We start from the raw sequence: 12,428 nt of genomic DNA on the forward strand, positions 1-12,428 counted from the left end.
GGAGATCCCGATGATCTACAACATGAACAGCGGCCCCTCGACGCAGTACAGCAACCTTCTGCGCCGCAACACCAATGCCGAGCTTCAGACCCGCCTTGCCACCGCCGAGCAGGAGTTGTCCACCGGCGTGAAGTCGGACATCTACAAATCGCTTGGGGTCGGCGCGTCCGAGGCGCTGGCGCTGAACGCTACGCTGGAACGGGACGCGGCGCAGATCGCCGCCAATGGTCTTCTGGGCAGCCGCATCGACCGCATGAGCAGCGCCATCAGCGCCATCCGTGCTGGCGTCGGACCGGCGATGGAGCTCGCGCTTGCCAACAGCGTCGCGGACAGTGGCGCAGCGGACGGCATCCAGGTGGTGGCGCGGGCGGCGCTCGATGCGCTGGTGAACCAGGCCAACGCCACCCATGCTGGAGCGGCGCTGTTTGCGGGTGCAGCGGGTGACGCACGTGCGCTGACCCCTTGGGACGCGGCCTCGGATGGCGGGCAGACGCCCCGGCAGGCGGTCGCGGCAATCACTGGCGGCAGCATCGACAGCCTTGCCGATGCCGAAGCCAAGTTTGCGGAACTGGATGCGCTGTTCTCGGGCGGTGGCTTTGATGGGCTGTTCTATGGCGGCAGCGGCGATGGCCGCCAGTCCGTGGGCATCGGCGATGGCGAGCGGGTGAGCTTTGGCGCCTCTGCCAGTGATCCGGCCTTCCGCGAGGTGCTGCAGGGGCTGGCGATGCTGGTCTCGGTCGATCCTGCCGGGATCACCGATGACGCCGCCTATGATGCCTGGGTCGGTACTGCCGCCTCGCGTATTGCCGAGGGCATGGCCGGGCTGCTTGACCGCCAGACCCAGCTTGACGCCGCGTCTGCGCAGGTCGAGGCCTCCAGCGCGCGGCTGAAGGATCGTGAAGTGGTCTACTCCGCGCGTGTGGATGCGCTTGTCGGGGTGGACAGCTACGAGGCTGCGACCAGCATCACCGCGCTCGAAACCCAGCTTCAGGCCAGCTACGCCGTGACCGCGCGGCTATCGCAGCTGAGCTTTCTGAATTTCATGTCCTGAGCCAGGCAGGGGCAGCGGCTGCGTTGCCTCTTCCAAGCCCTCGGGGGACAGCTTGTAGCCGCGGCCGCGGATCGTGCGGATGTGCGGATCGCCCAGCGGCGACATTTCCTCGATCTTCTTGCGGATGCGGTGGATGTAGACGTCGATCACCTTGTCGAAGGGCTGGTCGTCGGCCATGCCGTAGACCGCGTCGTAGATCCGCGATTTCGACACCACGCGCGGCGCCGCCAGTGCGATCTGCTGGAAGATCGCCAGTTCCCGCTGCGACAGCCGCATGGGCTGGCCCGCCACGTCCGGATCACGCCCGTCGAAATACGCCGTGATATCACCGATATGCACAGACGCCGCCGCGTGGCCGTGGAATCGCCGGGTGATGGCGTTGACGCGGCTGCGCAGCTCGAACCCGGTCAGCGGCCCGACGATGTCGTCATCGGCACCCGCGTCAAGCGTCTCCATCGCCGCCTCGGGGTCACGCTCGGAGCGCAGGACCAGAACCGGGTTGCGGCAGCCGGCGCGGCGCAGGCGCGCGATGCGCTCCACGATGCGGGGGTGGCCCCACATCAGCACAGGGCGGTCGGCAAAGCCGTCGGGCGCGATGAGGTCGAGCTGGCGGTCGAAGAAGTCGTCGGTGACGGGAACCGGCTCCCACTGAGCCTCGCTCATCCCCGAGATCAGCCCGCCAAGGGCGTTGTTACGCGGCTCGTAAAGGTAGATATGCACCACGCCCCCTGACAGCTGTTGGACTTTTCATGGCAATCGCAAGCATACAATGCTGCGATATTGCGGCTCGGTCAAGCAGAACACAAGGATAGAATGGTTAGTCATGGATTGCTGAAGGAATTAATCATTGCGATTTTGGCTCCGTCGTAGTTTAGTTTCACGGCGCGGCCCTGCCGTCAGATCCCCTCCAGACCCGTTCGGAGCATCATGCGTATCGCTGCCTTCCTCGCCGCCGTCGCCACCGCGCTGCTGCCTGCCTTCCCGGCGCAGGCGGATGTGCGGATCAAGGACATTGCCACGTTCGAAGGTGTGCGCGAGAACCAGCTGGTGGGCTACGGCCTCGTGGTCGGCCTCAATGGGACTGGCGACTCGTTGCGCAACAGCCCCTTCACCGAGAAGAGCATCGAGGCGATGCTGGAGCGGCTTGGCGTCGGCAACCTGTCCGACGACAATATCCGTACGCAGAACACCGCTGCCGTTATGGTCACTGCGATGCTGCCGCCCTTCGCGCGGCGCGGCTCGCCCATCGACGTGGTGGTGTCGTCCTTGGGCGATTCAACCTCCCTGCGGGGCGGTACGCTGATCGTGACGCCCCTGACCGGCGCCGATGGCGAGGTCTATGCCGTGGCGCAGGGCCCCATTGCCGTCGCCGGCTGGGCCGCGCAGGGCGTTGCCGCCTCGCTGGTCGAGGGCGTGCCTACGGTGGCCCGGATCGAGAATGGTGCCACGGTCGAGAACGAAATCCCGTTCGAGCTGGCATCGCTGGACACCATCCGCCTCAGCTTGCGCAATCCCGACTTTACCACTGCCAGCCGGGTGGCAGAGGCGATCCAGCAGAAGCTGGGGGGCAACATGGCCCGCGCCCTGGATCCCGGCACGGTAGAGGTGCGGCTCAGCGGGTCGGGCAAGGGCGACGTCCCCGAGATGATGTCCGTGGTCGAGAACCTCATGGTCGAGCCCGACAGCATCGCCAAGGTGGTGATCGACGCCCGGTCTGGCACCATCGTGATCGGGGCCAACGTGCGTATTGACCGGGTCGCGGTCAGCCAGGGTGGACTTACGGTCATGGTGCGCGAGGATCCCGAGGTCAGCCAGCCCAACCCGGTGACAATCGGCGGCACCACCGTCGTGGTGCCCCGCACCACCGTGGGCGTCGAGGAGACTGAGACCCATTTCACCATCCTTGAAGGCGCAGACGTGAGCCTTCAGCGGCTGGTGGATGCGCTCAACGCCATCGGTCTGACGGCGACGCAGACCATTTCCATCCTCCAGGCCATCAAGGCCGCGGGGGCGCTTCATGCCGATCTTGAAATCATCTGACGAGTATTTGTGATGGACATTTCCACCAACATGGCCGCCCTTCAGGTCACTGGCGCGATGGGTGCCCGGCCCGGCACCGCCGAGCCGGATGCGGCCCAGACTGCCGCGCGCGAGTTCGAGGCGATGTTCCTGAGCCAGATGGTCGACGAGATGCTGAGCCAGGTGGACATCGGCGATTTCGGCGGCGGGCAGGCAGAAGAGCACTGGCGGTCCTTCCTGGCCGAGGCCTTCGGCCGCGAGATCGCCGAGCAGGGTGGGGCGGGCATCTCGAGCAGCCTGCGCGGCGCACTTGAGGCCTACACCTCGGCCCGCGGCGAGGAGCGCGAGGGATGACCGACGTGACCCCCGCCCGCGCCAACATGCTGATCGACCAGCTTGCGCGCCTGCTGCGCGACGAGATCGCCGCCATCGGCCAGGGTCAGCTGGGCCGCGTCGAAGAGCTGTTTCCCCGAAAGGCGGAGCTTCTTGGCGAAATTGAGACGGTCTTCGGGCAGCAGGAAAAAATTTTCGGACAAGACGATGCAGCGTCCGAGCGGCTGCGGGTCCGGCTGGATGATCTGCGTGATCTCATCGCGACCGATCTGGCGCTTTTGCGCCGCATGACCGAGGCTACAAGCGCTGTAGCCAGCGAAATTGAGCGAATCCGCGACCGTCAGAGCCTGCGTGGCCTCTACGGCAAGGACGGCGCCCGCAGCTCCTCGGATGTGACCCCATCGCAACGGTTTGACCAGTCGGTCTAGCGTTAACCTTCGTTAAACCTCTGTTCACATTCTGTCGTGTTACCCAGTACTTACGGCAAGGACCGTTTTCGTCAGAAAGACGAAGACCAACGATAGAAATCGGAGCAGAACATAATGTCTTCTATCAATACCAACGCAAGTGCGATGAACGCGCTGGCGACGTTGCGTGGCATCAACTCCAACCTCGAAACCACCCAGGGCCGCATTTCGACCGGTCTCAAGGTGGAATCCGGCAAGGACAACGCAGCCTACTTCCAGATCTCCGAAACCATGAAGGGCGACAGCTCGGTTTACGCGTCGATCAACGAAGGCCTGACCCTCACCAAGAACTCGGTCTCGACCGCGCGTCTTGGTGCTGAAACCATCAATGGTCTGGCTCAGCAGTTTCTCGACAAGGTTGCCTTCGCGCAGGGCGCGACCGGCGGTCATGCCGAGATCGAAAGCGACCTTGCCGAGCTGGTCAAGCAGATGGAAACCACCCTCAGCCAGTCGACCTTCAACGGTGACGACATGCTGGGTGCCGGTGGGTACGACGATATCGTGGCAGGCGCGAACGGTGGTACCAACGCGGTGGCAGATGTCGACGGTACGATCACGACCGCCGCGGTCAACGGTGGCGCCACTGTCGGCGACGACCGCGAAGTGGTGACCGGCATCAGCCGTGCCGGCGGTTCGTACGCGACCACCTCGATCACCGTTGGCACCCACGACGTGGCATCGCTGGTGGCATCGTTCAAGGCGATCGTCGAAGTGGCCGGCACGACCACCGCTGGCGACGCCGTTACCGGTTTCGGCGCGACCGCCGCTGCGGGTGACACGACCGACAACTTCCTGGCGACCGCCCTGACAACCACCGAAGGCCTCGTCGGCCAGGTGACCGACATCGCCACCAAGCTCGGCCAGTCGGAAAAGTCCATCGAGAACCAGCAGACCTTTCTGAACGCTGTCGTCGACAGCATCGACTCCGGTGTGGGCTCGATGGTCGACGCCAACATGGAAGAGGAAGCCGCGCGTCTTCAGGCGCTTCAGGTGCAGCAGCAGCTGGCAACCCAGTCGCTGTCGATTGCCAACCAGGCGCCGCAGAATATCCTGTCGCTGTTCCGCTGACAGGGTTGATACCGCCCGCCGGGGCGGGCCTCTCGCCCCGGTGACACTGAATTAACAGGCCCAAGTTCTTGTCAGAATGACAAGCGTTAACGATAGAAACGGAGCAGTACGATATGTCTTCCATCAATACCAACGCCAGCGCAATGAACGCACTGGCCACCCTGCGTGGCATCAATTCGAGCCTCGAGCAGACCCAGGGCCGCATTTCCACGGGTCTCAAGGTCGAGTCCGGCAAGGACAACGCAGCCTACTTCCAGATCTCCGAGACCATGAAGGGCGACAGCTCGGTCTACTCGTCGATCAACGAAGGATTGACCCTCACCAAGAACTCGGTCTCGACCGCGCGTCTTGGTGCTGAAACCATCAACGGCCTCGCCCAGCAGTTCCTCGACAAGGTTGCCTTCGCGCAGGGCGCGACCGGCGGTCAGACCGAGGTCGAAAATGACCTCAACGAGCTGGTCAAGCAGATGGAAACCACTCTCAGCCAGTCGACCTTCAACGGTGACGACATGCTGGGCGCAGGTGCCTATTCGGGTGGTGACGTGACCGCCGGATCGGTTGCCGCGGCGACCGGTATTCTGACCGCGGCCACGCAGACCGACACCGACGTGGGCGTGGCACGCAACGTCGTCACCGGCATCAGCCGGGCCGGCACCTACAGCACGACCGACATCTCGGTGGGGACCCACGACATCGGCAAGCTGGTGCAGGACTTCAAAACCCTTGCAACCGGCTTCGCCACCAACGCCGAGGCCGCCACCGGCGAGGCTTTCCTGGCAGGGGCCCTGGCCTCGACCGAAGGCGTCGTGGGCAATGTCACGGACATCGCCACCAAGCTTGGCCAGTCAGAGAAGTCGATCGAGAACCAGCAGACCTTCCTGACCGCCGTTGTCGACAGCATCGACGCCGGTGTGGGGTCGATGATCGACGCCAACATGGAAGAGGAAGCCGCCCGTCTTCAGGCGCTTCAGGTGCAGCAGCAGCTGGCGACGCAGTCCCTGTCGATCGCCAACCAGGCGCCGCAGAACATCCTGTCGCTCTTCCGCTGATCAGGACTTACGTTCGGTAGATGATCCGGCGAGGGGCGCGTTCTGCGCCCCTCGCCACCCCAGGCACCAGGACCGGCGGAACCAGCCGCGGCCAGTGCAAGGAACGTCCGGCCCGGTCCGGGCGAAGAGGCAGGAAAGACATGAGCATCAACGCATACAAGCGGACCATCCGCGAAAGCGAAACGCCCCGGCAGATCGAAGCCCGGGTCTTTGCCCGCATCACCGGCGGCATGAGCGTGCATCTCGAGGCCTGGAACGGCGCCGGCGACAAGGCCGAGCGCGTGGCGATCCTGGCGCAGGGCCTGCGCGAGGTGGTGTCGGAAAACCGCGCCCTCTGGGTCCGCCTGCAGAACGACCTCTCGCGCGAGGGCAACCAGCTGCCCGCGGCGCTGCGGGCGAACCTCATTTCCCTGTCGCTGTGGGTCGACCGGACCTGTGGCGAGGTGATCGGCGGCGGCAATGGACTGAAGGCGCTGATCGACGTAAACCAGAACATCATGGGCGGCCTTGCAGGCCAGAGCCCGGCCCCTGCAGCGGTGGATCTCGATGGCACTCAATCTCACGCTCAAGCCGTTTGAACGGATCATCGTCAACGGCTGTCTGATGCGCAACGGCGGTCGCAAGAGCACGATCACCGTTGAAACCCGCGCGGACATCATCCGCGAAACCGACCTGCTCAGCCCCGGTGCCGCGACGACGCCGGTGACCGCCGCCTACTTCCTCATACAGAGCGCGCTCATTGATGCCGAGGGCCGCGACAAGGCGGTCAAGGCCGCGCAGGAGCGTCTTGCGGCGCTGGTGGGCGCCTTCTCGGCCGAGATGTCAGGCCATGTCTTCGAAGCCGCCAACAACGTCAGCCGCGGGGAATACTTCACCGCCCTGCGCAACCTGCGCCCGCTCATGGCGCGCGAGGCCGAGCTTCTCGGGACAGCGGAAGGCGAACGCGCATGATCTCGGTTGCCGGGATGGCGACCAACGTGGCGCTGCGCATCGTCAACGCCACCGAGGACAAGCAGCAGGAGATGATCCGCTCCGAGCCGCAGCACGCCCGTGCCATCGAATATTTCATGGAGAACATCTCGGACGTGCAGTCCGTGGATGATCTCCTGGAGGATTACGATCTCTACAGCTTCGTCATGAAGGCCTATGACCTCGAGGACCAGATCTTCGGCAAGGCGATGATGGAGAAGATCCTCAAGAGCGACATCGAGGACCGCGATGCCCTCGTGAACAAGCTGACCGACAGCCGCTTCAAGGATCTCTACACCGCGCTGGGGTTCGGTGCCGGGGGCGAGGGCAACATCAACACTCTTTTGACCAGCTGGAAGACGACCGTGGTCGACAAGTACGTTGACACCCAGTTCGTCAATGCCAAGACCGACGAGAATGAAACGCTGGGCGCCGCACTGGCCTTCCGGCGCAAGGCCGGTGACGTCAATTCCGCCTTCGACATCCTGCGCGATACCGACCTGTCGAAGGTGGTGCGCACGGTGCTGGGCCTGCCCGAGGCCCTCGCCGCGCTCGACATCGACAAGCAGGCGGCGCTGATCAATGAAAAGCTCGACCTCGAGACCCTGTCGGACCCCGAGGTGATCGAGGAGATGGTGACGAAATACGTGGCCATCAGCGATGCGACGTCGGGCAGCAGCTCCACCCCGCTGAGCGGGGCGATGACGATCCTGAGCAGTGCGTCGAGCTTTGCATCGGGCAGTTTCGTGCCCGTCACCATCGACATCACCGCCATTTCCGGCTTTGGTGGCTACCGCACCAACCGCTGAGCGCGCCGGAGACGCTCAGTAGAGCGTCTCTTCGTCATCGTCGTTCAGCGGCAGGCGGATCTGTTCGTCCTCGGCCAGCGTGCGCGCGTAGTCGAGCGCCAGCGTCTGCGCCTCTCCCACCTCGCGGCGGCGCACCGGACCCATGCCGTTCATCTCTTCCTGCAGCATGTCGCGCGACCGCTGGGGCAGGGCGGCCAGGAACGCCTCGCGGGTGGTCTCGCTGGCACCCTTGAGCGCGGTGGGCAGGGTGTTGCCGGGCATGCCCCGCATGACTCGGGCCAGGTCCAGCGGCTCGAGCTTGGCAAGATCCTCGAAGGTGAACATCTTGGCCTTGATCGCCTCGAAGCTGTCGGGAACCGACTCCTCGAGGGCAGGAGCCATGGCATCGAACGCGACACGGTCCAGCTTGTTGAAGAGATCCGCCATGCGCTGGTGCTGCTCGCTTGCGGTGGGCTGGGCACCGGCGTTCATGATGTCCGCCTGAAGCGCCTCTTCGATCTGTTTCATCATGTGGTTGGGCACCGCTTCCATTCGGATCATCCGTTCCACCACGTCGTTCATCTTGTCCGGCCCGAGCAGCGGCAGCACCTTGGCGGCCACATCCGTCTTCACGTTGGTGAGGATCGCCGCAACAGTCTGCTCGTGTTCGTTGCGCAGGTAGTTGGCGATCACGGTCTCGGACAGGGCACCGAAGCGGGCCCAGAGGTCGCGCTCCTTCAGGGGGCCGCGGATGTCCTTGAGAATACCGTCCACCTGTTCGCCCGGCAGCAGGTTGCGCAGCAGGTTCTCGGCAACCGAGAACGAGCCCACGACGCCGCCACCGTTGGTGATGTCGTCGACGAACTCGCGCAGCACCTGCTCCACCTGATCGTTCGAGATCGACCCGAGACCGGACATGGCGCGGGTGACCTTCTGGATCTCGAGATCGTCAAGCTGCTGAAGGAGCGCGGAGCCGCGCTTTTCCCCAAGGCACAGGAACAGGATCGCGGCCTTCTGCGGCCCTGTCAGCTTGCGCGTGCGGGGGACGGTGGCGGCGGGGTCTGCCTTGCGGCGAAGGTCGGCGACGGCCATTCTGAAGCTCCGTTTCCCGAAGGGGTCAGCCGGCGCCCGCCATGGGCGCGTAGCTTTCCATGAGGCTGCCGGCGAGCATGTACCAGCCGTCGATCAGCACGAAGAAGATCACCTTGAAGGGCAAGGAGATAAGGACAGGGGGCAGCATCATCATGCCCGCGCTCATCAGGACCGAGGCCACGATGAGGTCGATCACGAGGAAGGGCAGGTAGATCAGGAACCCTATGGTGAAGGCGCGCCGCAGCTCCGAGATCATGAAGGCGGGCACCAGCGTGCGCCAGTCCGCCTCGGCGGCGGTTTCGGCCAGCGGCGGCTGCTGCGCCGCATCGCGGCCCGCGATCTCGTGGAAGAGGGCAAGGTCCTTCTCGCGGGTGTTGGCGAACATGAAGGCGCGGAACGGATCTCCGATGCGGCGCAGCGCCTGTTCCTCGTTGATGGCATTGTTCATGAGCGGCTGCACCCCGCCGTCCCACGCATCCTCGAACACCGGCTGCATGACGAAAAAGGTCATGAACAGCGCCATGGACGACAGCACCATGTTGGGCGGCGTCTGATTGAGGCCAAGCGCCGAACGCAGCATGGAAAAGACGATCACGAAGCGGGTGAAGCTGGTCATGATGACCAGCAGCCCCGGCGCGATGGAAAGCGCGGTGATCGCCGCCACAAGCTGGATGATGCGCCCCGACAGGGTGGCGCGGTCGTCCGAACCTGCGGGCGCGTCGCTCAGCGCATCGCCGATGGCGCCCAGCAGGTCGCTACCGATGCCCTGCGCCGCCGCAGGCCCGGCCAGCAGGGCGGCAAACCCCGCGACGGCAAGGCAGACAGCGATGGCGCGGGGCTGGATCATTCGGTGGACACGTAATCCTTGACGATCTCGATCAGTGACACGCCCAGCCGGTCGTCCGCCAGCTTGACGAGATCGCCGCGTGCCACCAGGCGGTCGTTGATGACCACCTCGACCGGCTGGCCGATGGACTTGTCGAGTTCGATGATCGACCCGCGGCTGAGCTTGAGCAGCTGCGCGATGGGCATGCGGGTGCGGCCCAAAACGATCTGCACGTTCAGCCCGACATTCAGCATCGCCTCGATGTTGGCCCCGCCTGCGGGCTTTGCCTCGTCGCCGCGCTGCGCGGCCTCTTCGGCCAGCGCGTCCTGGGCAACGGCGCTCAGGGCGGTTTCGTCGGTGTCAGTCAGGTCGTTCATGTGCGGTCTCCTGCGAGTTTCTGCCCGAGCCTCTGTTCGATATCGTCCCGCGTCATGCCAAGCGCCCCGAGGATGCGGGCGCAGACCTCGGCAAAGCTGTAGGACATGACGCCATTGTCCCAAGCGGCGCGCACGTCACCGGCGGAAAGCTCCGGGTCGGGGCGCAGAGACAGCCGGCCCCCGAAGCCCGCTTCGCGGGCGGCGGCCTCAAGCTCGGCGCTGGCGCTTTCCACGGTGTCGGGGGGCAGGAACAGCGTCAGCTGCGACGCGCCAAGCGCCATGCGCACGGCGCCAAGCGTCTCGCGCCGAGCCTGGCTCTCGGCCAGTGCGGCCAGCACGTCGGGCGCGACCTGCGAAAAGACCGACAGCACGAACTCGACCATCTGCGCCTCAAGCGCCGCGTGATGCGCCTGCGCGTCCTCGAAAAGCGCGCGAAGGGTGGGCACCACCGCCTCGGCCGCCTTGAGGCGGCGGGCGCTCTGCGAGCCTTCGGCGGCGTCGAAGGCTTCGGCGCGGCCCTGCTCGAGCCCCGCCTCGAAGCCCGCGGCGCGGGCCTCGGCAACGGCCTGTTCGTACTGGGCGCGGGTGAAGACGGCACCGATGACCGGCGTTTCACCGCGCGCCGTGGCCTCGCCTTCGGCGTCGAAGTTGCGGTCGAAGACGAAACTCATGTGGCCGATCCTTCGGCGAGCCAGCCGCGCACCACCTTGATGGCATCGTCGGGCTCGTTCTCGATCAGCGTGCCGACGGTGTTGATCCAGCCGCGCTGGACGCCGCCCTGCACCGAGGCCAGTGCAATGGTGTCATCCTCGTCCCGGGGCAGTGGGTCGAGCACGGTGCCATCCTGGTAGACGTTGCGTTCCGTGGTGCCGGCCTGCCGGGCGTTCTGGATGTTGGTGATGTTCGTTGTCGTCGAGCTGCCGTCGCTGCCGATCTGTGCCAGCGCACCGGGACCGCCCGGTGCCGCGCCGTCGGGGCCGGGCAGGGCGGCAGGGGTGGCCAGCCGGTTGAGCGCCGGGCGCACCGCGAAGAACAGGACCGCCGCCACCAGCCCCAACGCGAAGAGGCCGCGCAGCATGGTGCCGAGGTTGTCGCGCATCAGCTGCATGACCCCGCCAGACACCGGCTCGCCCACGTCCATTGAGTAGTCCATGAAGCGCAGGCTCACCACCTCGACGCTGTCGCCGCGCGCCTCGTCGAAGCCGATGGCGCTCTGGACCAGCGTCTCGAGGCGGGCGAGCTCGTCTTCGCCGCGTTCCTCGTAATCGACGGCACCGCCGCCCTCAACGTTGTAGATGCCGTTGACGAGAACCGCGACAGACACGCGCTGGATCTCGCCGGGCTCCTGCACGATCTCGGAGCGGGTGCCGCCAATCTCGTAGTTCACCACCTCGTTGGTGCTGTTCGAGGTGTTCGAGGCATTGCCCGGCACGTCATCGGCGAGCGCCGCGGGGATGTTGTCGTTGACGCCAACCTCTCCGGATGCGGCGCGCTGGTCCTCTCGGGATTCCTCGCGGGTTTCGGTGGAGCGGACCACGCGCTGCGCGGGGTCGTAGGTCTGTTCGTGGATCACCCGGCGCTCGGTGGACAGATCCACACTGACCTGCACCCTTGCGTTGCCGGCGCCCACGCGGGCCGACAGGATCTGGGTGATGCGCTGACCCAGCCGGTCCTCGATCTGGGCGCGGGCCGATTGCAGCGACGTGTCGGACCCCGCCTCGCCATCCTCCGCAAGGATCGTCTCGCCCGAGGCGGACAGCACTGTCACATGGTTCGGCGCAAGGTCCGGCACGGCCGAAGCCACCAGCGACCGGATCGCCTGCGCCTGCCGCATGGCGATCTGACGCTGCCCGCGCACGATGACCGACGCAGAGGGCTGAGCCCGCTCGCGGCTGAACGGCTCGCGTTCGGGCAGAACAAGGTGGACCCGGGCCGCCTCGATGCCGTCGATGGTCTGGATTGAGCGCGCCAGCTCGCCTTCCATCGCCCGCATCCGGTTCACCCGCTGCATGAAGCTGTTCATGCCAAGGCCCGTGGCGCTGTCGAAGATCTCCCACCCCGGGGTGCCGTCATTGGGCAGGCCTGCACCGGCAAGCTCCATGCGGGCGCGGGCAAGGTCCTCGGCGGGCACGCTCACGGCGGTGCCGGCCATGTCGGCGCGAGCGGGGATCTGGGCCTGCTCCAGCGCCTCGACGATGCGCCCCGCGTCTGCGGGCGACAGGTCACGGTAGAGCGAGACGTAATCGCGTTGCGCCAGCACCGCCATGCCGATGAATACCGCGAGCACGAGCCCGACCCCCACGGCGCCAAGCGCGATGAGGCGTTTCTGCCCGAGGGATTTCAGGTTGTCTATCAGCGCCTGCACGTCGGAATCCGCCCCTGTCCGGTT

General features: G+C 65.6%; 15 protein-coding genes. 9 read left to right on the forward strand and 6 right to left on the reverse strand.

Annotated features, from left to right (window positions below; translation table 11 throughout):
* The first annotated feature begins 10 nt into the window (after positions 1-10).
* Positions 11-1,051, forward strand: a complete 1,041-nt coding sequence (locus IEX41_RS06650; protein ID WP_188789456.1) for a flagellin — start codon at positions 11-13, stop codon at positions 1,049-1,051.
* On the opposite strand, the gene IEX41_RS06655 is transcribed toward IEX41_RS06650, so the two are convergent.
* Complete coding sequence (locus IEX41_RS06655; RefSeq protein ID WP_229672970.1) at positions 1,016-1,771, reverse strand: winged helix-turn-helix domain-containing protein; 756 nt, start codon at positions 1,769-1,771, stop codon at positions 1,016-1,018. The two genes, IEX41_RS06650 and IEX41_RS06655, sit on opposite strands and share 36 nt — an antisense overlap.
* 207 nt (positions 1,772-1,978) lie before the next feature.
* Between IEX41_RS06655 and IEX41_RS06660 the strand changes: the two genes are divergently transcribed.
* The 8 genes from IEX41_RS06660 to IEX41_RS06695 all read left to right on the forward strand — a co-directional run bounded on the left by IEX41_RS06660 (position 1,979) and on the right by IEX41_RS06695 (position 7,765).
* Positions 1,979-3,091, forward strand: coding sequence for a flagellar basal body P-ring protein FlgI (locus tag IEX41_RS06660; protein ID WP_188789458.1), 1,113 nt, complete (start codon positions 1,979-1,981; stop codon positions 3,089-3,091).
* A gap of 12 nt (positions 3,092-3,103) precedes the next feature.
* Positions 3,104-3,424 carry a hypothetical protein gene (locus IEX41_RS06665; protein ID WP_188789459.1) on the forward strand — a complete coding sequence of 107 codons (321 nt, stop codon included), beginning with the start codon at positions 3,104-3,106 and terminating at the stop codon, positions 3,422-3,424.
* Positions 3,421-3,831, forward strand: coding sequence for a hypothetical protein (locus IEX41_RS06670; protein WP_188789460.1), 411 nt, complete (start codon positions 3,421-3,423; stop codon positions 3,829-3,831). The genes IEX41_RS06665 and IEX41_RS06670 overlap by 4 nt, the downstream gene beginning before the upstream one ends.
* A gap of 114 nt (positions 3,832-3,945) precedes the next feature.
* Positions 3,946-4,938 (forward strand): flagellin N-terminal helical domain-containing protein, encoded by a 993-nt coding sequence (locus tag IEX41_RS06675; RefSeq protein WP_188789461.1) that lies wholly within the window; start codon positions 3,946-3,948, stop codon positions 4,936-4,938.
* 113 nt (positions 4,939-5,051) lie between these two features.
* A complete protein-coding gene (locus IEX41_RS06680; protein ID WP_188789462.1) occupies positions 5,052-5,987 on the forward strand; it encodes a flagellin N-terminal helical domain-containing protein in 936 nt (311 codons plus the stop codon).
* Positions 5,988-6,127: 140 nt separating this feature from the next.
* Positions 6,128-6,565, forward strand: coding sequence for a flagellar biosynthesis regulator FlaF (locus tag IEX41_RS06685; RefSeq protein WP_188789463.1), 438 nt, complete (start codon positions 6,128-6,130; stop codon positions 6,563-6,565).
* On the forward strand, positions 6,534-6,938 hold the full coding sequence (locus IEX41_RS06690) for a flagellar biosynthesis repressor FlbT (protein WP_188789464.1): 405 nt from the start codon (positions 6,534-6,536) through the stop codon (positions 6,936-6,938). Before IEX41_RS06685 ends, IEX41_RS06690 begins: the two co-directional genes overlap by 32 nt.
* On the forward strand, positions 6,935-7,765 hold the full coding sequence (locus tag IEX41_RS06695; RefSeq protein WP_188789465.1) for a DUF1217 domain-containing protein: 831 nt from the start codon (positions 6,935-6,937) through the stop codon (positions 7,763-7,765). Before IEX41_RS06690 ends, IEX41_RS06695 begins: the two co-directional genes overlap by 4 nt.
* A 15-nt stretch (positions 7,766-7,780) precedes the next feature.
* Here IEX41_RS06695 and IEX41_RS06700 read toward each other — a convergent pair whose 3' ends face one another.
* From IEX41_RS06700 to fliF, 5 genes are read right to left on the reverse strand one after another with little or no spacing between them, the layout of a single operon-like run.
* On the reverse strand, positions 7,781-8,836 hold the full coding sequence (locus tag IEX41_RS06700) for a flagellar motor switch protein FliG (RefSeq protein ID WP_188789466.1): 1,056 nt from the start codon (positions 8,834-8,836) through the stop codon (positions 7,781-7,783).
* Between the two features lie 25 nt (positions 8,837-8,861).
* Positions 8,862-9,683 (reverse strand): flagellar type III secretion system pore protein FliP, encoded by an 822-nt coding sequence (fliP, locus tag IEX41_RS06705; RefSeq protein WP_188789467.1) that lies wholly within the window; start codon positions 9,681-9,683, stop codon positions 8,862-8,864.
* Positions 9,680-10,039: a FliM/FliN family flagellar motor switch protein gene (locus IEX41_RS06710; protein ID WP_188789468.1), complete on the reverse strand. Its 360-nt coding sequence runs from the start codon at positions 10,037-10,039 to the stop codon at positions 9,680-9,682. The genes fliP and IEX41_RS06710 overlap by 4 nt, the downstream gene beginning before the upstream one ends.
* Positions 10,036-10,710: a FliH/SctL family protein gene (locus IEX41_RS06715; protein ID WP_188789469.1), complete on the reverse strand. Its 675-nt coding sequence runs from the start codon at positions 10,708-10,710 to the stop codon at positions 10,036-10,038. Before IEX41_RS06715 ends, IEX41_RS06710 begins: the two co-directional genes overlap by 4 nt.
* Positions 10,707-12,404 carry a flagellar basal-body MS-ring/collar protein FliF gene (gene fliF, locus IEX41_RS06720; RefSeq protein ID WP_188789470.1) on the reverse strand — a complete coding sequence of 566 codons (1,698 nt, stop codon included), beginning with the start codon at positions 12,402-12,404 and terminating at the stop codon, positions 10,707-10,709. Before fliF ends, IEX41_RS06715 begins: the two co-directional genes overlap by 4 nt.
* Between the last annotated feature and the right edge of the window lie 24 nt (positions 12,405-12,428).

The sequence above is a fragment of the Salipiger pallidus genome (assembly GCF_014643635.1).
Classification (GTDB): domain Bacteria; phylum Pseudomonadota; class Alphaproteobacteria; order Rhodobacterales; family Rhodobacteraceae; genus Salipiger; species Salipiger pallidus.

Excerpts from the sequence above, each read along its gene's own strand:
- IEX41_RS06650 (WP_188789456.1), top strand. The coding sequence starts at position 11 with ATGATCTACAACATGAACAGCGGCCCCTCGACGCAGTACAGCAACCTT.
- IEX41_RS06660 (WP_188789458.1), top strand. The coding sequence starts at position 1,979 with ATGCGTATCGCTGCCTTCCTCGCCGCCGTCGCCACCGCGCTGCTGCCT.
- IEX41_RS06665 (WP_188789459.1), top strand. The coding sequence starts at position 3,104 with ATGGACATTTCCACCAACATGGCCGCCCTTCAGGTCACTGGCGCGATG.
- IEX41_RS06670 (WP_188789460.1), top strand. The coding sequence starts at position 3,421 with ATGACCGACGTGACCCCCGCCCGCGCCAACATGCTGATCGACCAGCTT.
- IEX41_RS06675 (WP_188789461.1), top strand. The coding sequence starts at position 3,946 with ATGTCTTCTATCAATACCAACGCAAGTGCGATGAACGCGCTGGCGACG.
- IEX41_RS06680 (WP_188789462.1), top strand. The coding sequence starts at position 5,052 with ATGTCTTCCATCAATACCAACGCCAGCGCAATGAACGCACTGGCCACC.
- IEX41_RS06685 (WP_188789463.1), top strand. The coding sequence starts at position 6,128 with ATGAGCATCAACGCATACAAGCGGACCATCCGCGAAAGCGAAACGCCC.
- IEX41_RS06690 (WP_188789464.1), top strand. The coding sequence starts at position 6,534 with ATGGCACTCAATCTCACGCTCAAGCCGTTTGAACGGATCATCGTCAAC.
- IEX41_RS06695 (WP_188789465.1), top strand. The coding sequence starts at position 6,935 with ATGATCTCGGTTGCCGGGATGGCGACCAACGTGGCGCTGCGCATCGTC.
- IEX41_RS06700 (WP_188789466.1), bottom strand. The coding sequence starts at position 8,836 with ATGGCCGTCGCCGACCTTCGCCGCAAGGCAGACCCCGCCGCCACCGTC.
- fliP (WP_188789467.1), bottom strand. The coding sequence starts at position 9,683 with ATGATCCAGCCCCGCGCCATCGCTGTCTGCCTTGCCGTCGCGGGGTTT.
- IEX41_RS06710 (WP_188789468.1), bottom strand. The coding sequence starts at position 10,039 with ATGAACGACCTGACTGACACCGACGAAACCGCCCTGAGCGCCGTTGCC.
- IEX41_RS06715 (WP_188789469.1), bottom strand. The coding sequence starts at position 10,710 with ATGAGTTTCGTCTTCGACCGCAACTTCGACGCCGAAGGCGAGGCCACG.